The organism is Sphingomonas sp. 179-I 2A4 NHS (assembly GCF_045369135.1).
Lineage (GTDB): Bacteria > Pseudomonadota > Alphaproteobacteria > Sphingomonadales > Sphingomonadaceae > Sphingomonas.
Genome location: NZ_JBIQFL010000001.1, coordinates 44521 through 65238, shown reverse-complemented (window position 1 = coordinate 65238; position 20718 = coordinate 44521). Strand labels below are relative to the sequence as shown.

Below are 20718 nucleotides of genomic sequence, written 5' to 3'. Positions count from 1 at the left end.
CCACGCTCGCGGCGGTTACGCGGAGGGGCGATGCGTCTCTGCGGATCCTGCATCCCGCTTGCGCCGAAGCAGGCGCGTCGCGAGCCACCGGCGGGCGGGTTCGTCGTAGAGCTTGAGACTGGCAAAGGCGATCAGCAGCGCCGCGGCGAGCACGCCGGCACCGACCAGCGCGCCCGATACCGTGGACGGCTGCGTATTGGCCACCCAAGCCGTGTAGACATACACCAGCGGAAAGTGCGTGATGTAGAGCGGGAGCGACAAGTCCCCGAAGAAGCGCGCGATCCGCACCGCCACCCCGTCCGCTGCCTTGTCCCCCGCCCCGATCGCGACGATCAGCGGAAACAGCAGGATCACGCACGCCGCCTCATAGAGTCCGTTCAGCCACAGGCGATCCAGTCCGCCGAAGCGCGGCAGGCTGACCGCGACCACCAGGAGCGCGGTGCTGATCGCGAACGCGTGCGGCAGTCGTATCCTCAGCCCCAGGCGCATCATCAGCACCCCGGCGAAGAACGGGTACATGACGCGGGTCAGCCCGATCCTGATGCCGTTCGGATCGAGCGCCCATCCGCCGATCAGGTCGCCGCGCGGGCCGGCCATTGCAAGATGGACCAGCGCGCCGGCGCAGATGGCGACGAACACTGCCATGGCGCGGTTGGACAGCCGACGCAGCCCGATCGCATAGAGCAGGTTCGCGACATATTCGTAGAACAGCGACCATTGCGGGCCGTTGAGCGGATAGATCTCGTCCCAGCCGCGCACGTCCCCGCTCTTGGGCAGCGGGATCATGACGAAAGCCAGCAGCATCACGCCGACGACTTGTGCCCCGGTCGCTTCGCCGATCTTGGGAAACACGGAGGAGCCCTGGAAGGCGAACAGCAGCGCGCCGATGATGCTGCCCAGGATCACCATGGGTTGCAGCCGCACCACCCGCCGTTTGACGAAACCGATAAGGCTCAGGCGCCCCCAGCGATCGTCATAGGCATAGGCAATGACGAAGCCCGACAGCAGGAAGAAGAAGTCGACCGCCAGATAGCCGTGATTGATGATCTGCACCTGCGGATCGCCATGGGCATAAGGCTCGAACAGGTGGAACAACACCACCATCAAGGCCGCGACCCCGCGCAGCCCGTCGAGCATGACGAAATGGCTCTTGCCCGGTGCCGTAGGGTCAGTGGCAGTGGGGGCGGTGGCAGGAACGGCGCTCACCGGCGCGCCGATGCCGGGGCGTGCCGCGTGATGCAAGCATCGCCTCCTGCTCAACTGCTGGCCGCCGCGCGAGCATGATGGCCGCTAAGAAGCCTCAGGTCGACGAGACCGGACCCTCGGCCGCCGCTGCCGCGGGCTTCTCCGCCCCCTCCTCCGCCTGCGCCGCATCGTCGCCGCGCACCGGCGCGCTCTGCTGCACCGGCGCAGTGGGGATCGTGCCGATGATCGCGGCGGTCTCCAGCGTATCGAGCGCGCGCCGGGCCGCCACGTAGCGCGCGGCAGCGCTCGTCCATTTCGTCGCCTGGGCAGCGCCAGGCAGCCGGCTGATCTCTTCCAGCGCCGGCTCGACCTGCCCCGCGTCCAGCATCCGCCGTGCCCGCGCCAGCCGATCCGCGGGCAGGGGCGACGGCGTCGTCGCCTCGTGCAGCACGACGAGGCTGCGCAGTTCGTTCAGCAGGCCGTCGAACCAGCCGTTGGCGCCCGGGTTCAGGAGCACTGTCGCATTGGCATCCAGCGCCTGGCGCAGCGCCTCGATCGTCACCGGCTCGCGACCAGCCTCGATCACCGTGTCGACGGCGTCCGGCTGCGTCGCGCCGAAGCGCATGCGCAACTGATCCTCGAGATAGCCAAGCGAGGTGCCGCGATCGATCGCGCGCCGCGCGGCAAAGGCGACCAGGATCGCCTCCGCCCGCCCGGCGCGGTCGGCCGCGTTGGATACGTCCGCCCCGATGCCGGCGGCGCGTGCCTCCAGTGCCGCAAGCTGTGCAGCCAGCGCATTCTCGCGCGTCAGCGACATGGCATCCCCGCCGGTCGGCGCGACGGGGCGCGCCGACGTCGTCACCGGCGGAACGGGCGCCTCGATCGCGGGGCTGGGCTCGGCCGCGGGATCGGCGCCGTTGGTGAGCCACGCATTATCGTTGCGCATCCCGACCCACATCAGGGCCAGTCCGATGGCAAAGATCAATCCAACCGCGAGCGCGAAGGGGCCGATGCGGGATCGGCGCGGGGCGGCATCTTGCGGCGGCGCAGCATCGTCCATGGGGGGTCTTATCCCCGCCTGCGCCTCAGGGGTCAATCGCGAGCGTGGTCGCAGTCGCTACGAGACTGGCATCATTGGGCGCGTCGGCGATGCAAACCGCATCCCATCCCCTGCCCGCCGCGCGCGCCACCTTGTCGCTGATCGCCGCCAGCCGCACCGCGCCGCGCGGCACGCCATGGCGCCCGATCAACTCGGAAAAGCGCTCCGCCGCGCGGGTCGAATGAAGCAGCGCCACCGCACCGCGTGCGACATCCAGCGCGCCATCGGGTAGCGGCAGCGGATCGCTGGCATAGACGGCGACGTCGGTGATCCCGCCAAGTGCGGTTCGCTCCCGTCCCGTCAGCCGCAGGATCCGGCGCCAACCCCGCGCATGGGCTAGCGCGATCGCCGCCACGCCATCCGTATCGCCGGTAACCGCGACGTGAAGTCCGGCCGCTTCCGCCGCCTCCGCCGTCGCGGATCCCACCGCGATCACCGGCAGGCCGCTCAGCGCCTCCAGCCCCGCCCCCGCCTGGCGAACCGCATTGGCGCTGGTCAGCAGCAATGCGTCGAACGCGGCTTCCGGCACCGACCAGGGAAGCGGCACCACCTTGAACAGCGGCAGCCGGATTGCTTCCAAACCAGCGTTCGCCAGCCGCCCCGCCGTCGCGGCGTCGCCGGGCGCGGGACGAAGCACCAGCGCCGGACGCCGGGCGGCGCGCACGCTCACGCCCTCACCCCTCGAACAACCGCCGCACGTCGGGCGCGGCACGGCCAAGCAGATCGGCCGCCAGTGCCGCGCCGACCGCCGCGCCATCGCGGCCCCCCAGGCAGCCAGCGACATGCGCGTGGCCGTCTTCCGCCAGCAGCTCACCCTTGAGGGTGATCGTGCCGTCGTTGATCGTCGCCAGCGCGCCGACCGGCGAGTGGCAGTCCGCCTTCAGCGCGGCGAGCAACGCGCGCTCCGTCAGCACGCAGGCCATTGTGTCGGCGCAGCCGATCGCGGCGACAAGCGCGCGTGCTGATCCGTCGGCCAGCGTCTCCACCCCGATCGCGCCTTGAGCGGGCGCGGGCAGCATCACGTCAGTGGGGATCGGCGTGCCGGTGTCGTGCCGGCCGAGCCGCTCCAGCCCTGCCGCCGCGAGCAGCGTCGCGTCCACCTCGCCCGTCGCCAGTTTGCCCAGCCGCGTGTCGACATTGCCGCGGAACAGCACGATGCTGAGATCCGGCCGCCGCCGCAGCAGCTGCGCGCGCCGCCGCGGCGAGCTCGAACCCACCACCGCGCCTCGCGGCAGATCGTCGATCGCATCGACGCCGATCAGCCGGTCGCGCACGTCAGCGCGCGGCAACATGGCGGCGATCACGATCTCGCCGGGACGAATCGTCTCCACGTCCTTCATCGAATGGACGCAGGCATGAACCTTGCCGGCAAGCAGCGCGCGATCGAGTTCCTTGGTCCACAAAGCCTTGCCGCCGATCTCCGCCAGTGCGCGGTTCTGCACACGATCACCGGTGGTGCGGATCTCGACGATCTCGACATCGTCAAAGCCATGTTCGGCCCAGCCCGGCGCGGCCATCAGCGCGTCGCGTACCATGCCCGCCTGCGTCAGCGCCAGCGGGGAGCCGCGGGTTCCCAGTTTGAAGGTCTTGCTCACAACCACAGCCCTATCGGCCCCCGCTTCCCCTTCGACAAGCTCCAGCTTTGACAAGGCTGGCGACAAGGTTGGGCCAAACGGGTAAGCCGGCGCCATGCTCATTCTCGGCCTTGAATCCTCGTGCGATGAAACCGCGGCGGCGCTCGTCACTGGTGATCGGCAAGTGCTGGCGCACCGGCTCGCCGGGCAGGAAGCCGCGCACCGGCCATTCGGCGGCGTGGTGCCAGAGATCGCCGCCCGCGCGCATGTTGAGGCGCTGGAACCGCTCGTCGCCGGCGCGCTCGCCGATGCGGGCGTCAGCCTCAGCGATGTGGATGCGATTGCTGCGACCGCAGGCCCGGGCCTCATCGGCGGCGTCATGGTCGGCCTCGTCACCGGCAAGGCGCTGGCCCATGCCGCCGGCAAGCCGCTGATCGCCGTGAACCACCTGGAGGGTCACGCGCTGAGCCCGCGCCTGTCCGATCCCGACCTTGAGTTACCCTATCTGCTGCTGCTCGTCTCGGGCGGGCATTGCCAATTGCTGCTGGTGGAGGGCGTCGATCGCTACCGCCGGCTCGCCACGACGATCGACGACGCGGCTGGCGAAGCGTTCGACAAGACGGCGAAGCTGCTCGGCCTCGGCTTCCCCGGCGGCCCGGCGGTGGAGCGCGCCGCGCGCGCCGGAGACCCTGCCGCCGTGCCGCTGCCGCGCCCGCTGTACCGCTCACCCGAACCTCACTTCTCGTTCGCTGGCCTGAAGGCAGCGGTGGCGCGGATCGTCGGCCATTATGCGCCGGAAGATATTGCCGCCTCGTTCCAGGCCGCCGTCGTCGATTGCCTGATCGATCGCACCGCGCGCGCCATCAATCGTGCGCCCGGCGCGACGGCGCTGGTCGTCGCCGGCGGGGTCGCGGCGAACAGCGCGGTCCGCGCCACGCTGTCCGCGCTGGCCGCCGACAATGGCCTGCGCTTCGTCGCGCCGCCTCTCTGGCTGTGTACCGACAATGCCGCGATGATCGCCTGGGCCGGGGCGGAGCGTTTCGCCGCCGGGCTCACCGATCCGCTGGATGTGGCGGCGCGCCCGCGCTGGCCGCTCGATCCCGGTGCGGAGGCGGTGCGCGGCGCCGGGGTGAAGGCATGAAGATCGGCGTCATCGGCGGCGGTGCCTGGGGCACGGCCCTGGCACAGGTTGCGGCGCGCGGCGGCGACGTCCTCCTCTGGGCGCGCGAGCCGGAGGTGGTAGAAAGCGTCAACGAGCGCCGCGAGAACACCCTGTTCCTGCCCGGCATCGCGCTGTCGCCCGCAATCCACGCCACCGCCTCGCTCGATGATCTGGCGGACCGGGATGCGCTTCTCGTCGTAGCGCCCGCGCAGCATGTCGGCGCGGTGCTCGCGGCGACGCCGGTCGGCGGGACGCCGCTTGTCCTGTGCGCGAAGGGGATCGAGGCTGGCACGCGGCGGCTGGTAGGCGATATTGCGCGCGCCGCGCATCCGGATGCGCCGATTGCCGTCCTCTCCGGGCCCACCTTCGCGCATGAAGTCGCCGCCGGTTTGCCGACCGCGGTCACCCTCGCGTGCGCCGATCCGAACCTGCAGGCGCGGCTCGCGGCCCGCCTCGCCAGCCCCAGCTTCCGCCCCTATGCCTCCAGCGACGTGATCGGTGCGGAGATCGGCGGCGCGGTGAAGAACGTCCTCGCCATCGCCTGCGGCGTCGTCGAGGGCGCCGGGCTCGGCCAGAATGCCCGTGCGGCGCTGATCGCGCGCGGTTTTGCGGAAATGACCCGCTTCGGCATCGAGCGCGGCGCCAATGCCGAGACGCTAGCGGGCCTGTCAGGCCTGGGCGATCTCGTCCTCACCTGTTCCTCGACCAGCAGCCGCAATTTCTCGCTTGGCCTCGGCTTAGGCCAGGGCCGTCCGGCATCCGAGTTGCTGGCCGATCGCCGCACGGTCGCGGAAGGCGCCTTCACCGCACCGGTACTTGCCGAGATCGCGCTAGCGGCGGGTATCGACATGCCGATCACAGCCGCCGTCACACGCCTGCTCGCCGGCGCGGCTGCAAGCGACATCATCGGCGAACTGCTCGCACGGCCCTTGCGGGAAGAGCGGTAATGCGCTGGGCGGCGCTGCCGCGTGCAATTAACGCCGGCAAGCCGCTCGCCATGGCCGATCTGCGCGCGTTCCTGGCGGCCGAGGGCATGGCCGAGGTGAAGACCCTGCTTGCCTCTGGCAATGCGATCTTCTCCTGTGACGTGGAGGATGGCGCCGCGCTCGAGGCGCGGCTCCACGCCGCCGCCCGCGACAGGCTGAAACTCGACACCTTGTGGTTCGTGCGCAACCACGCCGATCTCGCCGCGACGGCCGCCGCCAACCCCTTCCCGGACGCGACCGCGACACGCCCGAACCGGGTGCAGGTGTTGTTCCACCACGCACCCATCGCACCTGCGGTCATCGAGGCGCTGTTCACGCATCATGCGGGGCCGGAGCGCCTCCACGCGGTGGGCCGCGAACTCTACGTCGATTATCCCGACGGCGTCGGCACGTCGAAGCTGCCTTCGGTGATGGCAAAGGCGAAGCTGCCGCCGTCCACCGGCCGCAACTGGAACACCTTGCTCAAACTGGTCGAAGCCACCGCCTGAGTGCAAGTACCGGGCGGGTGGCGGCGACACCCACCACCCGCCTTGGCGATCAGCTGCGGAAGAAGGCCAGCAGATCCGGATTGATGACGTCCGGATGGGTCTGCGCCATGCCGTGCGGGAAGCCGTCATAGGATTTGAAGCTGCCGTTCTTCAGCAGCTTGGCGGATTTCGGCCCGTGATTGGCGAAGGGCACGACCTGGTCGTCAGTGCCGTGCATCACCAGCACCGGCACGTCGATCGCGTTCAGATCCTCGGTGAAGTCGGTCTCGGAGAAGGCCTTGATGCAGTCGTAATGCGCCTTGGCCCCGCCGGTCATCCCCTGCCGGAACCAATTGTCGATCAGACCCTGGCTCACCGTCGCCCCATCGCGATTGAAGCCGTAGAAGGGCCCGGAAGCCACCGTGCGATAGAATTCCGGCCGGTTGGCGATCAGCGACGCGCGAAAGCCGTCGAACACGTCGATCGGCACGCCATCGGGGTTGCTGTCCGACTTCACCATCACCGGCGGCACCGCGCCGAGCAGCGCCGCCTTGGCCACCCGCCCGGGCTCTGCCCGCGCGACATAATGCGCCACCTCGCCGCCGCCGGTCGAATGGCCGACATGGATGACTTTCCTCAGATCCAGCGCGCGCACCAGTTCGGCGACGTCGGCAGCATAAGTGTCCATCTCGTTGCCGGTGTCCGTCTGGCTCGACCGGCCATGGCCGCGCCGATCGTGCGCGATGACGCGAAACCCTTCGCCCAGGAAGAACATCATCTGATTGTCCCAATCGTCGGCCGACAGCGGCCAGCCGTGATGGAACATGATCGTCTGCGCGTCCTTGGGACCCCAGTCCTTGTAGAAGATCTCCGTGCCATCGGTGGTGGTGATGATGCCCATGATAATCTGATCTCCATCATCGCGGGCGAAGGCGCCGCGCATCGTACGTCAAATGGGATAGGGCGCGGCGGAACGCTTGGCGAAAACTGACACGAACGGGCCAAACCGACAGCACCGCGATCATGCTATCATCGCGGCGGCCCGGAGTCCCGCCGCCCCGGCGAGACTAATGCTCCCTCGATGCGCGACGCGGCGGAACCGCAACCCGGCCGGCGCGTCCCTCCCGCTTGGGCGGCCCGCCCCGGGGACAATCAATGAGCAACGCGCAGGCGAAGGGAGACGGCGGCTGGCGCGAGAACATCGTCCTGTTCGGCGCGCTGGCGGCGAACCTCGGCATCGCAGTGGCGAAATTCGTCGCCGCCGCGATCACCGGTTCCTCCTCCATGTTGACCGAGGGCGTCCATTCACTGGTCGACAGCGGCAACCAGTTGCTGCTGCTTTACGGCCAGAAGCGCGCCAAGCGCCCGCCGGATGCAAAGCGCCCGTTCGGCTACGGGCGGGAGCTGTATTTCTGGGCGTTCGTCGTTGCGATCCTGATCTTCGCCGGCGGATCGGGCGTGTCGATCTACGAAGGCTATCTCCACTTCCGATCGCCGGAGCCGCTGCGCGATCCGCTGATCAACTACATCGTCCTTGGCGTTGCGGCGCTGCTCGAGGGTACGTCCTGGGCGATCGCCGTGCGCGAGTTCAACAAGGCGCGCGGCGACATGGGCTGGTGGGAGGCCGTACACGAGTCGAAGGACCCCGCCGCGTTCATCGTCCTGTTCGAGGATTCGGCGGCACTGATCGGCCTGGGGATCGCGGCTGCTGGCGTGTGGGCCAGCCACTGGTTCGGGAATCCGCGGATCGACGGTATCGCCTCGATCGCGATCGGCCTTCTCCTCGGCCTCGTCGCGGTGGTGCTGGCCCGCGAGTCGATGGGCCTCCTGATCGGCGAGCGCGCCGACCCCCGCGTGATTGCCCGCGTACGCACGATCGTCGGTGCACGCCCGGAGATCACCGCCGTCAACCATGTGCGCACCATCCACACCGGACCGCACGCCGTCTTCGTCGCGATCAGCGCCGACTTCGACGACGCGCTCACCATGGGTGAGGGCGAGACGCTGATCGAATCGATCGAGGAAGAGCTGAAGGCGGAATTGCCGGACATCAGCTCGGTCTACATCCGTCCGGAAAAGCGCGAGCAGGCGGTCTGAACGTGCCTCCTAACATTGATAACGACTTGCAATAGCGCACTACATGATTACAGCGGTCGTCATCAGGGAGATTGACGTTGACGACCATTTTCTCGCTGCTGGCATCTGCCGCGGCGATCACGACCGCACCCGCCAGCGCACCGGCCGATGCAGCCGACACGCAGCAGACCGGCGACATCGTCGTCACCGGCCAGCGTACGGAAGGTAGCGACGATTATACGATCAGCGGCCAGAGCACCGCGACTCGCCTGAACCTCACGCAGCGCGAAACGCCGCAGTCGATCAGCGTCGTCACCCGCGCTCAGATCGAGGATTTCCAGCTCAACGACGTCAATTCCCTGCTCACCACCGTGCCGGGCGTTAACGTGCAGGCGAACGAGACCGACCGGGTCTATTTCTCGGCGCGCGGCTTCGACATCCAGACCTTCCAGGTGGACGGCATCGGCGTTCCCTTCGCCTTCGGCATCCAGACGGGCTCGATCGACACCGCCTTCTACGATCATATCGAAGTGCTGCGCGGCGCCCCTGGGCTGCTGTCCTCCACCGGCAACCCTTCCGCGGTGGTCAACTTCATCCGCAAGCGCCCGACGCGGGATTTGCGCGCCAGCGCCAGCGCGCAATATGGCTCGTACGATAATCTGCGGCTGGAAGGCGACATCAGCGTCCCCCTCACCAGCGACGGCAGCGTGCGGGCGAGGGCCGTCGGCGCCTTCACCGATACCGACAGCCATCTCGATCGCTACGGCCTGCGCCGCTGGGTCGGCTATGGCATCATCGAGGCGGATCTTGGGCCCAACACCGTCATCAGCGGCGGCTACGGCCACCAGGATCACCACAGCCGCGGCGCCATGTGGGGCGCCCTGCCGCTCAGCTACACCGACGGCACGCGGATCGACTATGATCGCTCCGCCAACGTCGCGCCCGACTGGTCCAACTGGCACATCATCGACCGCCAGATCTTCGGCGACGTGACTCACCAGCTGGGCAACGATTGGGTCGCCCGGTTCAGCGCGATCCGCCGCGCGACCAGCGAGGCGGACGAATTGTTCTACGTCTTCGGCTCGCCGGTGCGCGGCGATCCCGACGGCATTGCGCCCAGCCCGACGGACCCGAACGTGCTGCTCGGCATCCAGAGCTATCCCGGCGCCTTTCGCGCGGAAACCCGCAACCTGACGATGGAAGCCTATGTCACCGGCCCCGTCACGCTGTTCGGCCGCGAGCATGACGTGAACATCGGCGTCAATCGCAGCGCACAGGATTACAAGCAGCGCTCGAGCTACGACGTTCCGACGATCAACGTCTATCTGCCCTTCCCGGATCTTCTCGCCGGCAACTTCCCGCGGCCGAACTTCCCGACCGATTTCTCGACCGCCTATGCCTCCAGCCAGAACACGCAGACGCGGCGCGAGACGCTTTACGGCCTCGTCCGGCTCAACCTCGCCGATCCGCTGAAGGTGATGGTCGGCGGCAACGTCACCCATGCCGTCAGCCGCGGCTTTTCCTACGGCGTCGACACCAACTTCGACAACACCCGCTTCCTGCCGTTCGCTGGCGCGACGCTGGACGTGACGCCCAGCCTCAGCTTCTACGCGAGCTACGCGACGATCTTCAATCCGCAGACCGCGATCGGCGCGGACTTCCGCGTGCTTGATCCGATCCGCGGCAATAATCTGGAAGCGGGCGTGAAGGGCGAATGGTTCGGCGGGCGGCTCAACGCCACCGTCGCGCTGTTCCGCACCCGGCAGCAGAATACGGCCGAAGCAGTCGACTTCGTCGACGGCCGCACCATTTCGCGCGGCGTCGACGCCCGCTCCGAAGGGATCGAGATCGAGGTCGGCGGGCGCATTGCCGAGGGGCTGCAAGCGACCGGCGGCTACACGCTGATGCGCATCGAGGACGAAACCGGTGCTGCCGCGCGCCTGTTCGTGCCGCGCAACACCGCCCGCCTCAACCTCAGCTACTCGCCGCCCGCCTTGCCGCAGCTGAAGCTCGGGGCGTCGGGCCAGTATCAAAGCCGCATTTTCACGCCGGCTCGCACAGTAAAGCAGGGCGGCTATGCCCTGCTCGATCTGCTCGCCCGCTACGAGTTGACGCCCAACGTCGCGGCCAGCGTGAACGTGCGCAACGTGACGGACGCCAAGTATCTGACCGCGCTCAACTTCGACGGCGGCTATTATGGCGCGCCGCGCACGGTGCTGGGCACGATCAGCGTTCGCTTCGGGCCGGGCGCGGGGCTCTGACGTGAACGCCGCCGCCCTCCTCGCAATCGTCCTGGCGATGATCCTGGTGCGGATCGGCTGGGACGGGCGGCGCAGCATCTCGGTGGCTGGCTGGATGCTGGGAATCGCCGCGCTCTGGGTGCTAACCGCCAAAGACGGCGCGTGGGGCCTCGCCATGGGCGGGGTGGTCGGCATGGTCGCCGCCCTTCTTGCGGTGCTCTACGCCGGCTGGACCGAACCCGCGCGCGCCGGGCGTCCGCCGCGCGAGCCGCCTTCGATCAGCCTGCCGCGCCGCTCGGGAGACCTTGCCCGCCGCATCGCCGTGTTCGTCCTCGTCGTGCCGGTCGCCTTCGCCGCCGCGCAGTGGCTGGCCTTCGGCGCCCAAGCGCTCGCCCGCCGCAACGGCAGCGGCGATACCGACGCGGTCGTCCTCACCTTCCTTCTTCAACCCCTGCTGTGGAGCGCCCTCATGACGTGGCAGATGACACGTAGCGGACCGGCGCAGATGATCGCGCCGCCAGCGATCGCCGCTCTCCTCGGCACCTTGTTGTGGGGTCTTGCATGAACGCGCCCGTCGAAACGACTGCCCGGACCAGCAAGCAGCAGACGCTCGTCCAGCGCGCGCTCGGCGGCCATGCGGCGCTTGGCCTCCTAGCCGGCGCGCTGATCTATATCATCGCGCTAACCGGCGCGATCGTCGTGATCCACGATCGCTGGCAGCGCTGGGAGCAGCCTGGCGTCGCGGAAACCGCCACCCTCTCGCCCGCCGCCGCCCAGGCCGCAATGGAGGCGGTCGTCGCCAGCGAGGCGGGAAAGCCGCGCACCACGCACCTCTATATCCGCATGCCAACGGAGGATCTGCCACGTGCCGTCGTCACCACCGACAATGGCGCTTGGTATGTCGACGGCACGGGCAAGGTCGTCGCGCCCGAGGCGCATAGCTGGACCGAATTCGTCATCGGGATGCACGAGTATCTGAATCTGCCGATGATCGTCGGGATGATCATCGTCGGCGCACTCGGCGTCGCACTGGCGGCACTGGCGATCACCGGTGTCCTCGCCCATCCGCGCATCGTTCGCGACGCCTTCCGCCTGCGCACCCGCCACGATCCGCAAATCGCGCGCGCGGACTGGCACAACCGGCTCGGCGTCTGGACGCTGCCGTTCGTGCTGGCGGTGACGCTGACCGGCGCGTTCATCGGCCTCAGCACAGTTGGCGCCAGCGTTCTGGCAAAGGCCTATGCCAATGGCGACACGGACGCTGTCTATTCGCGCATCTTCGGCGACGAGCCAGCGGAGGATCCCGCACCGGCCCCGCTGCCCAACATCGCGGCTGCGCTGAGCGCAGTGCAGACGCGCGTGCCCGGCACCTTTCCCACCTATATCATCGCGCATGATCCCGGCACGCGCGGCCAGCACGTTCAGGTGATCGCGGAGCATCCGCGCCGGCTGATCTACGGCGAGACCTACACCTTCGACGCCGCGGGCAACTGGCACGGGCCGGTCGGCCTGTCGGACGGCCCGATCGGCAAGCAGCTCGCCGCCTCCACCTACAATCTCCATTTCGGCAACTTCGGTGGCCTGCCGGTCGAGATCGCCTACATGCTACTCGGCCTCGCGCTCTGCGTCATCACCGCGACGGGGACGACGCTCTGGCTCACCAAGCGTCGCCGCCGCGGGATGGGCAGCGACCGGCTGGAGGCGTGCTGGCACGTCGTGATCTGGGCCACGCCGCTTGGCCTCATCCTCACTGCCTGGCTGCGTGGCGTGGCCGGGCCGCAGGCGCCGCTCGTTGCCGGCTTCTGGCTGTTCCTTGCCGCGCTCCTCGCGCTTGGCGCCTTCTCTCCGCGCTGGATCACCCAACTGCGGCTGCGCAGTGCGACATTTGCCGCGCTGATCGTGACCGCACTCGGCCATGCGGCGATTTCGTTCCCGGCGGCCGGCGGTATGCTCGCGATCGATGTCGCCCTGCTGGTGATCGGTGCCGGCGGCCTTACGCTGCTCCACCGCCCCGCCGCCCGTACCGCTGCGCCAACGGTGACGCGGCGCGCACCGACCGCCCAGCCCTCCTGATCGCCGCTCAGCCCGCGAGGTGCGCCAGCGCCGCGCGGTCGAGCAGCCTGATGCTGCCATAACCCCGCGCGATCACGCCGGCCGCTTCCATCGCGGAAAGGTGTGCATTCGCGGTCTTGCGTGAAAGGCCGCACAGTTCGTCGAGATCCGACTGGCTCAACGGCACCTCGCCATCGTCCGCGAACAGCATCAGCCGCGCGGCGACCCGCGCGGCGGGCGGCAGCGCCAGCATCTGCGCCAGGCCATGGACGCTGGCGTCCAGCTGGCCGTAAACCAGCTCACTGACCCCCTGCCACAGCACCGGCAGCTCGGCGCCGATCCGCTCCAAGGCCGCATCGCTCACCGTCACGATCCGGCTTACCGGGCCTGCGCGCGCGGTGACGATCCGCGGCCCGCCGCCGCGCCGCTTCGACTGGCCGAAGACGCCACCGGCACGCGCGACACCGACCAGCACCATGCGCTCACCCACGGCCGCCTCCAGCCGCAGCATCCCGGAGACCACCATCACCAGCCCGGTCGTCTCGTCTCCCTCGCCAAAGACCCATTGGCCGGGCGCCAGCGCCGCCGCCCGCGCCTCTGCAGCGATGCGCATCCGCACGTTCACGGGCTGGCGCGCGAACCAGCGGATGCCGAGCAAGTCGTCGCGATCAGTCATCGCAAGAAATGTAACGAAGGTGACATTACACCGCCACCTCGGCCTCTATCCTCCCTGCAACGCAGATGAGGAGAGGAACGATGTCATCAGTTGAGATGCGCCCGCTGTCTGACCACGTCGGGATCGAAGCGCAAGGCGTTGACCTGAACCAGCTTGACGAGGCGACCTTCGCCACCCTGCGCGATGCGGTGGCGAGCCATGGCGTGCTGTTCGTGCGCGATCAGTCGCTCACCCCCGAGCAGCATATCGCCTTCGCCCGCCGCTGGGGGCCGATCGGCGTCAACAAGTATTTCCCGGCGAACGGCGGCCATCCGGAAATCGCCGAAGTGCGCAAGGCGGAGAACCAGCAGACCAATATCGGCGGCGGCTGGCACACCGATCACAGCTATGATCAGGTGCCCGCAATGGGATCGATCCTGCTCGCGCGCGAGACGCCGCCGACCGGCGGCGACACGTTGTTCGCCAGCCCGGGCGCTGCGTTCGATTCCCTATCCGAGGGGCTGAAGGCGACGCTGCGCACGCTGCGCGCCGTTCATTCGGCTGATCATATCTACAGCGCCGACGGCATCTATTCGAAGACCGATCAAGGCGCGGACCTGAAGGGGCATGACGAGCGCACCCGCGCCGTCCACCCGGTGGTGATCCGCCATCCGCAAACCGGCCGGGAGATCCTCTACGTGAACCCCGCCTTCACGCTCCATTTCGAAGGCTGGACGCGGGAGGAAAGCGTGCCGCTCCTCACCTATCTCTACCAGGTGGCAATGCAGGATCGCTTCCACTGCCGCGTCTCCTGGGCGCCGGGCTCGATCGCGATCTGGGACAATCGCTCCACCTGGCATTATGCGATGAACGATTATCACGGCCATCGCCGGCTGATGCATCGCATCACCATTTCGGGTGAGCCGCTGCACTGATAGCCTGGGCGGGGCGGCATGCGATGCCGCCCAGCCCCGTTGCCTAAACCCCGCCGCCCCGGCACACTCGCGACCACAATCGATCGGGGGGGATCTTCACACCATGCGTCGTTCCATGCTCGCGTCGCTGCTCGCTGCAGCCGCGCTCGTCGTGCCGTTCACTGCCAGCGCGCACCAGACCGCCGCGCCCGCCGCAGCCGCGGCTGCCAAGCCTGCGTCGACGCAGATCACCAAGGATCAGCTGCTGAAGCCGCCGGCGGACGCGCGGCACTATACGATCAGCTCGACGGCAGGGAAGCACGGGGACGTCTGGTCGTGGACGATGCCGGATTCGCGCGTGGCCTATCGCATGTCGATGTCGCTGCGCGGCTGGGTGACGGAGACGGACAAGGTGGTGACGCTTGGCGCCGATCGTCGCCCCACCGGCATGGCGATCCGCGGCTTCACCGACAGCGGCGATGCGACGGAGGAGTTCCGCGTTGACGACCAGGGCATCGCGCACTGGAAGACGGCGGTGGACTCTGGCTCCGCACCCTTCGCCGGCAAGCGCTACAGCAGCTATGGCGGCCCCTGGCTCGCCAGCGAGCACGACGTCGACGCGCTGGTGGCCGCCGGCCCCAAGGGCGTCGATCTGCTCCCGGGCGGCCATGCCACGCTGACGATCGATCGTTCGGTGCCGATTGACGGGCCGAGCGGGCCGAAGACGGTGAAGCTCGCCTTCATCCAGGGCTGGGGCTTCTCCCCATCGCCGGTCTGGCTGGACGAGCAGAACCGCTTCTTCGGCATGGCCGGCGTCATTTCGCTGCTGCCGGCGGGCTATGAGGCCGCCGGGCCGAAGCTGAAGGATATCCAGGACGAGGCCACCGCCGCGATGGTGCGCGACGTCGCGCGCGGCTTCCTCAGCTCGGCGAACCGCACCGCGACGCTGATCGACCATGTGCTGATGTTCGATTCCGAGGCCGGCCGCTACGTGCCCGATCGCGCGGTGCTGATTGCCGACGGCAAGGTCGCCAAGGTCGGCGCGGGCGGCTCGATCAAGGCACCCGCCGGCGCCACTGTGATCGACGGCCGGGGCAAGACGCTGACGCCGGGCCTGTGGGACGCGCATCGCCACGTCGGCGGCGACGACTGGAACCTGCTGCAGAACCTTGCCACCGGCATGACCAATTACCGCAGCCCCGGCTCAATGATCGACGAAACGGTAAGCCTGCAGAAGCGCCGCGCAGCCGGCGATCTTCTGGCGCCGGACGGCGTCGTGTCGATCATCATCGATCGCAAGGATCCGCTTGCCGCGCAGGGCGCGCTCACGGTCAGCTCGGAAGCCGAGGCGATCGCCGCGGTGCGCAAGGTAAAGGACGCCGGCATGTGGGGCGTCAAATTCTACACCTCGATGAACCCGGCGTGGATCGCGCCCGCCGCGGCGGAGGCGCACAAGCTGGGCCTCCACGTCCACGGCCATATCCCGGCGGGCATGCGCCCGCTCGATGCGGTGCGTGCGGGCTACGACGAGATCACCCACATCAACTTCATCATCATGCAGGCGCTGCCGCAGGCGGTGGTCGACAAGGCGAACACTGCCGCAAGGCTCGAAGGGCCAGCGAAATACGGCAAGGAGATCGATCTCGACTCGCCCGAGATGAAGGCGTTCTACGCCGAACTCGCCAAGCGCAAGACGGTCATCGATCCGACGCTCACCGTGTGGGAGCCATTGATGACGTCGGACGGCTCGGCCGTCGCACCTGAATATGCGCCCTTCGTCCATGTCTCACCGCCGGCGGTGGCACGCGGCTGGAAGATCCCCGGCTATCCGCTGTTCGACGGCCTGACGCGGGAAGATTTCCGCGCCAGCTTCGCCAAGATGGTGGGCGTCGTCGGGCGGCTCCACAAGGCGGGCGTGCCGATCGTCGCGGGCACCGACGGCTGGGGCGTCGAACTGGTGCGCGAGCTCGAACTCTACGAGGACGCGGGCCTCACCAATGCCGAGGCGCTGCAGACCGCGACGATCATCCCGGCACGCCTAACCGGCATGGCGGATCGCACCGGATCGATCGCGCCGGGCAAGAAGGCGGACATCATCCTTGTCGATGGCGACGTGTCGCAGGATCTCGGCAATCTGCGCCACGTGCGCACCGTGTTCCTGGATGGTTATCGCCTCGATGGTGACGCGCTGCGCAAGGCCAGCGGCATGAGCGGCATGCCGAAGTAAGCGCGCAGGCGGGGCGGCGTATCGGCCGCCCCGCCCGCTTCCATTCAGCCCGGCAGACCTTCCAGCCGGTAGAAGCGCGCCGCCGCGCCGGCGAACAATTCCCGCTTCTCGTCCGCGCTCGCGCCGCGCGCGATCAGCTTGAAGGCATTCCACAGCGTCGCATAGTCGGCGCCCCAGCGATCGACCGGGAAATTGCTTTCGAACATCGCACGCTGCGGCCCGAAGGCGGCGATGCACGCCTCGACATAGGGGCGGAACAGCGCGGCCAGCGTCGCTGCATCGGTGCGCGTGTCGGGGCCAAGCTCGCCCAGCGCGCAGAAGGGCATGGCAAGGCCGCCCAGCTTTACCGTCACGTTGGGGCAGGTCGCCAGTTCGTCGATCGCGGCCTTCCACGCGGCGAAGCGTTCCTCCTGCCGGCCGGTGTAGCTGCCAAGGCCGAGCGGCGTGCCGACATGATCCAGCACGATCGGCTGCTCCGGGAAGGCGCGGGCGAGATCGGTCACGTCTCCGATCTGCGGCTCCAGCACCCACGCGTCGAAGGTGAGCCCGCGCTTGCCGAGCTCCGCAAACCCCTTCCGGAAGCGCGGATCGGCGTAGAGCCCGGCGGGCGCATGGCCGAGCGGCCCCAGAACCTCGGGATCCGGATCATGCGCGCCGATGTGGCGGATGCCGCGAAAGCGACCATTTCCTGCCGCGATCTCCGCATCCAGCACCGCGCCGACGCTTGCGCCCAGCATCAGGTCCGCCTGCCCGACGATCCCGGCACATGCACGGAAGGGGCCATAGATGCCGGTCGCCGATTGCGCCGCCACGCCGTTGACGAACTCCACCTCGCCCACCGGCTTCATCTCGTCCGGCCCGTCGGCACGGTAGAAGGCGCCGCATTGCAGGAAGACGGTGCCGATCACATTGTGGCCGCCCCCACGGCAATCGGCGTGCAGCTCCTCGAACAAATAGCGCGGGCTCTGCCGCGTGATCCGGCCGAACGGGTGCGCGATCTCGGGCATCCTCGGCAGCAGCGGCTGGAAATCCCACAGGTGATGATGCGGGTCGATAATCGGCAGATCGGGTTCGAGTATCTCGGCGTCCATCTTTATCCTCTCCTCACCCGTTGCCCGGGCCTGCCGCACGGTAACCCGCCGGCGGAGAGAGGCCAGCCCCTTTGCGGAAGCGGGGGCGGCGGACGATCAGCCCACCGCCGCCGCGTCGTGCGTCGCTAGAAGCTCGGCGCGGAACATGCGCGCCGGCATCGGCCGGGCATAGCGATAGCCCTGCGCTTCCTCGCACCCGCGCGCCCGCAGGTATTCCTCCTGCTGGAACGTCTCCACGCCCTCGGCAATCACCTCCAGCCCCAGCGTCCGCGCCAGCGCCAGCACCGCCTCGACGATCCCCTTGTCATGCTCGTCCGAGGGCAATTGCGCGACGAAGCCGCGATCGATCTTCAGCCGGTGCACGGGAATGTTCTTCAGCGTCGTCAGAGAGGCGAAACCGGTGCCGAAATCATCGAACGCCAGCCGCACCCCCATGGTGCGCAGCGCAAGCAGCTTGCCGGAAATATCGTCTTCGTAGCTGAGGGCGATATTCTCGGTCAGCTCCAGTTCCAGCGCCTGCGCCGGCAGGCCATGGCGGCTGAGGCTCGCCTCCACCGTTGCCAGCAGATTGCTCGATCGGATCTGCTCGGCGAACAGGTTCACGCCGATGCGCAGGCGATGCCCGCGGCGCCACCAGGCGGCCGCTTCGCGGCACGCCTCGTCCAGCACCCATTCCCCCACTGCCGTCGCATGGCGGCTGCGTTCCAGGATCTCGACGAACGATGCAGGCCCGATCAGGCCACGCTCCGGATGGCGCCAGCGCAGCAATGCCTCGGCGCCGACCCAGGCACCGTCTGACAGGCGCACCTGCGGCTGGAAATATAGCTCGAACTCACCCGCCGCGACGGCGCGGGACACTTCGTCCTCCAGCACCCGGCGGGCCTCGTATTCGGCGCGGTCGGCCGCGGAATAGACGCGGCACGCGCCGCCGCCCGCGTCCTTGGCGCGATACAGCGCGAGGTCAGCGCCCACGAGCAGGTCGGCGACATCCTCGTGCGCCGCATCGCGGACCAGCGCGACGCCGCAGCTCGCCGTCACATAATATAGCTGGCCGTCGACCAGGAACGGCTCGCCCCCGATCCGCTCGATGATCCCCTGCCCAAACGCGATGCAGGCTTCGCGCGTCGTCTGGCTCAGCAGCGCGACGAACTCGTCGCCGCCCAGCCGCGCAACCATCGCGCAGCCATTGCCCGCCTCCTCCGCCGCGCACTGCTCCAGCCGAGCCGCCATTTCGCGCAGCATCGCGTCGCCGACTGCATGGCCATAGCGATCGTTGATGTGCTTGAACCCGTCGAGATCGATCAGGATCAGGGCTGAAAGCGCGCCTTCCGCCAGCCGCTCCGCCGCCATGCTCATCGCGTGGCTGCGATTGGGCAGGCCAGTGAGGGAATCGTGCAGCGCCTGATACCGCAGTTCTTCCCGGGCGCGGTGCTGCTCGCTGATGTCGCGGATGAACATGGCAAGGCCGCCGTCGCGCGTCGGATAGGCGTTGGCCTCGAACCGGGCCTTGAGCGGCGGATAGTCGAAGTCGATCACCATCGGCCGGCGCTCGTCCATCGCAACGCGGAATGCCTCCGCCGCTTCGTCGCTGTGGGCGCCGGAGAATACCTCGAAAACGGTTCGGCCGACCAGTTCGTCGCCGCCCAGACGGAGCCGCCCGCGTTCGTTGACGAAGGTCACTTTCCACTTCGGGTCGAAGGTGATCACCGTATCGGTCGTGCTTTCGAGCACCGCGCGCAGCAGCCGCTGCCGCTCGTCCACCCGTTCGGCCATGGCGTCGAACGCCTGGCCAAGATCGTCGAACTCCGATCCCCGTCCCATGGGGCCGACGCGGGCGCGGGTGTCCCCTTCCCGCCAGGCGCGCACCGCGGAGGCGAGGTGGCGGACCGGCTCGCGCACGAAGCGCGTGGCCACCCACCAGGCGATCAGCAGCGCCGCGACCAACGTGCCAAGCAGCGTTCCGGCCTCCAGCCAGGCGCGGCGCGCCAACGCAGTGTACACGTAATCGCGATCGATCCCGGCGGCGATCAGGAACGGCCCACCAGGCTCGGCACGCGGCGGCACGAAGCCTACCAGCCGCGCACTGCCATCGATCCAGTTGAGGTCCGCGACGCCGCTGCGCTGCGCATCGAAGGCAGCGCTAAGCGAGGCGGGCAGGATCGCGCCGACATTCCTGTTGCCCGGCAGGTCCATCAGCACCCGCCGGTCGGGCCCCGCCACCACCAGCCGCCCCGTTGCCGGCAGCTGGATCTTGCCGAGATCGCGCGCCAGCGCGTCGAGGTCCAGCCCCGCGACCAGCACCCCGCCAAGTGCGCCCGACGGGTGCATGAACGGCAGGCTGAAATTGAGGCTTCGCTGGCCAGAAATGCGCCCGATGACATAGCCGCCGCTCGTGAAGCGACGCGTCGCCACCGCCTGTTTGAAGTAAAGCCGATCGGCGACCACCGTCCCGGGGCGGATGCTGCTGCACCACACCTCGCCCTTCGGGTTGCTGACCCCGATGCCGAGATAGATCGGGAATTGTGCCTTCAGCCGGCGCAGGATGACGCCGCAGGCCTCCGCATCTCCCTCGCGCACCGCCGGCAACTGGGCCAGCGCCGCCAATAGCTGATGCGCGCCATCGACGATCCGCCCCTGTTCGGCCGCCGCGCGGTTCGCCGTCTGGAGTGCGATGCGGGCGAACTCCTCATGCTCGTGGCGGTATTGCTGGCGCAGGTTGATGCTTTGCAGAATCCCCACCGGGATCGCTGCAAGCAATACGATCAGGACAAGCCGCTGGACGATCCGCATCAGGCTCGTCGCAGGGAAGGTTCAAGCTCGCGCCCCAATGCCGTCCGCCCTTGTCTGTTCGGCATTACGCCGCAGACGGCAATGGCATGGAAACCCTACCAAATATTTGCGCTCCGCCACTGCGGCTCGAAAAAGGGCGCGGGCGGACGTGGACAAAAACAAGGGGCGGGGCAGCGTGCCGCCCGGCCCCGATGCTCAGC

At 68.5% G+C, this 20718-nt stretch carries 17 protein-coding genes; 9 read left to right on the top strand and 8 right to left on the bottom strand.

The window, feature by feature from the left end; translation table 11 throughout:
* Window positions 1-15: 15 nt before the first annotated feature.
* Genes ACH0CP_RS00255 through hemC form a run of 4 tightly spaced genes read right to left on the bottom strand, consistent with a single transcriptional unit; the run spans window position 16 to window position 3879 of the window.
* Window positions 16-1242: an acyltransferase gene (locus tag ACH0CP_RS00255; RefSeq protein WP_294443516.1), complete on the bottom strand. Its 1227-nt coding sequence runs from the start codon at window positions 1240-1242 to the stop codon at window positions 16-18.
* Between the two features lie 58 nt (window positions 1243-1300).
* Window positions 1301-2245, bottom strand: a complete 945-nt coding sequence (locus ACH0CP_RS00250; protein ID WP_294443517.1) for a hypothetical protein — start codon at window positions 2243-2245, stop codon at window positions 1301-1303.
* A gap of 25 nt (window positions 2246-2270) precedes the next feature.
* Window positions 2271-2954: a uroporphyrinogen-III synthase gene (locus tag ACH0CP_RS00245; RefSeq protein WP_294443518.1), complete on the bottom strand. Its 684-nt coding sequence runs from the start codon at window positions 2952-2954 to the stop codon at window positions 2271-2273.
* A gap of 4 nt (window positions 2955-2958) precedes the next feature.
* On the bottom strand, window positions 2959-3879 hold the full coding sequence (gene hemC, locus ACH0CP_RS00240) for a hydroxymethylbilane synthase (protein ID WP_294443520.1): 921 nt from the start codon (window positions 3877-3879) through the stop codon (window positions 2959-2961).
* A gap of 94 nt (window positions 3880-3973) precedes the next feature.
* Here hemC and tsaD point away from each other — a divergent pair, with 94 nt between their 5' ends.
* The 3 genes from tsaD to ACH0CP_RS00225 are packed head-to-tail and all read left to right on the top strand — an operon-like array spanning window position 3974 to window position 6494.
* Window positions 3974-4999, top strand: coding sequence for a tRNA (adenosine(37)-N6)-threonylcarbamoyltransferase complex transferase subunit TsaD (gene tsaD / locus ACH0CP_RS00235; RefSeq protein WP_294443521.1), 1026 nt, complete (start codon window positions 3974-3976; stop codon window positions 4997-4999).
* The gene (locus ACH0CP_RS00230; RefSeq protein WP_294443522.1) at window positions 4996-5967 is read left to right on the top strand and encodes an NAD(P)H-dependent glycerol-3-phosphate dehydrogenase; all 972 of its coding nucleotides are present in this window, start codon (window positions 4996-4998) and stop codon (window positions 5965-5967) included. The genes tsaD and ACH0CP_RS00230 overlap by 4 nt, the downstream gene beginning before the upstream one ends.
* Window positions 5967-6494, top strand: a complete 528-nt coding sequence (locus ACH0CP_RS00225) for a DUF1697 domain-containing protein (RefSeq protein ID WP_294443523.1) — start codon at window positions 5967-5969, stop codon at window positions 6492-6494. Before ACH0CP_RS00230 ends, ACH0CP_RS00225 begins: the two co-directional genes overlap by 1 nt.
* A 49-nt stretch (window positions 6495-6543) precedes the next feature.
* On the opposite strand, the gene ACH0CP_RS00220 is transcribed toward ACH0CP_RS00225, so the two are convergent.
* Window positions 6544-7374 carry an alpha/beta fold hydrolase gene (locus tag ACH0CP_RS00220; protein ID WP_294443524.1) on the bottom strand — a complete coding sequence of 277 codons (831 nt, stop codon included), beginning with the start codon at window positions 7372-7374 and terminating at the stop codon, window positions 6544-6546.
* Between the two features lie 254 nt (window positions 7375-7628).
* On the opposite strand from ACH0CP_RS00220, the gene ACH0CP_RS00215 reads away from it, so the two are divergent.
* The 4 genes from ACH0CP_RS00215 to ACH0CP_RS00200 all read left to right on the top strand — a co-directional run bounded on the left by ACH0CP_RS00215 (window position 7629) and on the right by ACH0CP_RS00200 (window position 12862).
* Window positions 7629-8570: a cation diffusion facilitator family transporter gene (locus tag ACH0CP_RS00215; protein ID WP_294443525.1), complete on the top strand. Its 942-nt coding sequence runs from the start codon at window positions 7629-7631 to the stop codon at window positions 8568-8570.
* A 77-nt stretch (window positions 8571-8647) separates the two neighbouring features.
* Entirely contained in the window at window positions 8648-10810 is a 2163-nt protein-coding gene (locus tag ACH0CP_RS00210; protein ID WP_406876024.1) for a TonB-dependent siderophore receptor, read from the top strand.
* A gap of 1 nt (window position 10811) precedes the next feature.
* Window positions 10812-11354: a hypothetical protein gene (locus ACH0CP_RS00205; RefSeq protein ID WP_294443527.1), complete on the top strand. Its 543-nt coding sequence runs from the start codon at window positions 10812-10814 to the stop codon at window positions 11352-11354.
* A complete protein-coding gene (locus ACH0CP_RS00200) occupies window positions 11351-12862 on the top strand; it encodes a PepSY domain-containing protein (RefSeq protein ID WP_294443528.1) in 1512 nt (503 codons plus the stop codon). Before ACH0CP_RS00205 ends, ACH0CP_RS00200 begins: the two co-directional genes overlap by 4 nt.
* Window positions 12863-12869: 7 nt before the next feature.
* On the opposite strand, the gene ACH0CP_RS00195 is transcribed toward ACH0CP_RS00200, so the two are convergent.
* A complete protein-coding gene (locus ACH0CP_RS00195; RefSeq protein ID WP_294443529.1) occupies window positions 12870-13517 on the bottom strand; it encodes a Crp/Fnr family transcriptional regulator in 648 nt (215 codons plus the stop codon).
* Between the two features lie 80 nt (window positions 13518-13597).
* Here ACH0CP_RS00195 and ACH0CP_RS00190 point away from each other — a divergent pair, with 80 nt between their 5' ends.
* Complete coding sequence (locus tag ACH0CP_RS00190; RefSeq protein ID WP_294443530.1) at window positions 13598-14431, top strand: TauD/TfdA family dioxygenase; 834 nt, start codon at window positions 13598-13600, stop codon at window positions 14429-14431.
* Window positions 14432-14534: 103 nt separating this feature from the next.
* Window positions 14535-16637 carry an amidohydrolase family protein gene (locus ACH0CP_RS00185; protein ID WP_294443531.1) on the top strand — a complete coding sequence of 701 codons (2103 nt, stop codon included), beginning with the start codon at window positions 14535-14537 and terminating at the stop codon, window positions 16635-16637.
* Between the two features lie 44 nt (window positions 16638-16681).
* Here the strand turns inward: ACH0CP_RS00185 and ACH0CP_RS00180 are convergent, their stop codons facing one another.
* Together ACH0CP_RS00180 and ACH0CP_RS00175 are read right to left on the bottom strand one after the other, a co-directional pair.
* Window positions 16682-17728, bottom strand: coding sequence for an amidohydrolase (locus ACH0CP_RS00180; protein ID WP_294443532.1), 1047 nt, complete (start codon window positions 17726-17728; stop codon window positions 16682-16684).
* A gap of 96 nt (window positions 17729-17824) precedes the next feature.
* Window positions 17825-20518, bottom strand: a complete 2694-nt coding sequence (locus ACH0CP_RS00175) for an EAL domain-containing protein (RefSeq protein WP_294443534.1) — start codon at window positions 20516-20518, stop codon at window positions 17825-17827.
* Window positions 20519-20718 lie beyond the last annotated feature (200 nt).

Bases quoted from the DNA above. Each gene is read 5' to 3' on its own strand.
- ACH0CP_RS00250 (WP_294443517.1), bottom strand. From the start codon at position 2,245: ATGGACGATGCTGCGCCGCCGCAAGATGCCGCCCCGCGCCGATCCCGC.
- tsaD (WP_294443521.1), top strand. From the start codon at position 3,974: ATGCTCATTCTCGGCCTTGAATCCTCGTGCGATGAAACCGCGGCGGCG.
- ACH0CP_RS00230 (WP_294443522.1), top strand. From the start codon at position 4,996: ATGAAGATCGGCGTCATCGGCGGCGGTGCCTGGGGCACGGCCCTGGCA.
- ACH0CP_RS00225 (WP_294443523.1), top strand. From the start codon at position 5,967: ATGCGCTGGGCGGCGCTGCCGCGTGCAATTAACGCCGGCAAGCCGCTC.
- ACH0CP_RS00220 (WP_294443524.1), bottom strand. From the start codon at position 7,374: ATGGGCATCATCACCACCACCGATGGCACGGAGATCTTCTACAAGGAC.
- ACH0CP_RS00215 (WP_294443525.1), top strand. From the start codon at position 7,629: ATGAGCAACGCGCAGGCGAAGGGAGACGGCGGCTGGCGCGAGAACATC.
- ACH0CP_RS00200 (WP_294443528.1), top strand. From the start codon at position 11,351: ATGAACGCGCCCGTCGAAACGACTGCCCGGACCAGCAAGCAGCAGACG.
- ACH0CP_RS00195 (WP_294443529.1), bottom strand. From the start codon at position 13,517: ATGACTGATCGCGACGACTTGCTCGGCATCCGCTGGTTCGCGCGCCAG.
- ACH0CP_RS00190 (WP_294443530.1), top strand. From the start codon at position 13,598: ATGTCATCAGTTGAGATGCGCCCGCTGTCTGACCACGTCGGGATCGAA.
- ACH0CP_RS00185 (WP_294443531.1), top strand. From the start codon at position 14,535: ATGCGTCGTTCCATGCTCGCGTCGCTGCTCGCTGCAGCCGCGCTCGTC.
- ACH0CP_RS00180 (WP_294443532.1), bottom strand. From the start codon at position 17,728: ATGGACGCCGAGATACTCGAACCCGATCTGCCGATTATCGACCCGCAT.
- ACH0CP_RS00175 (WP_294443534.1), bottom strand. From the start codon at position 20,518: ATGCGGATCGTCCAGCGGCTTGTCCTGATCGTATTGCTTGCAGCGATC.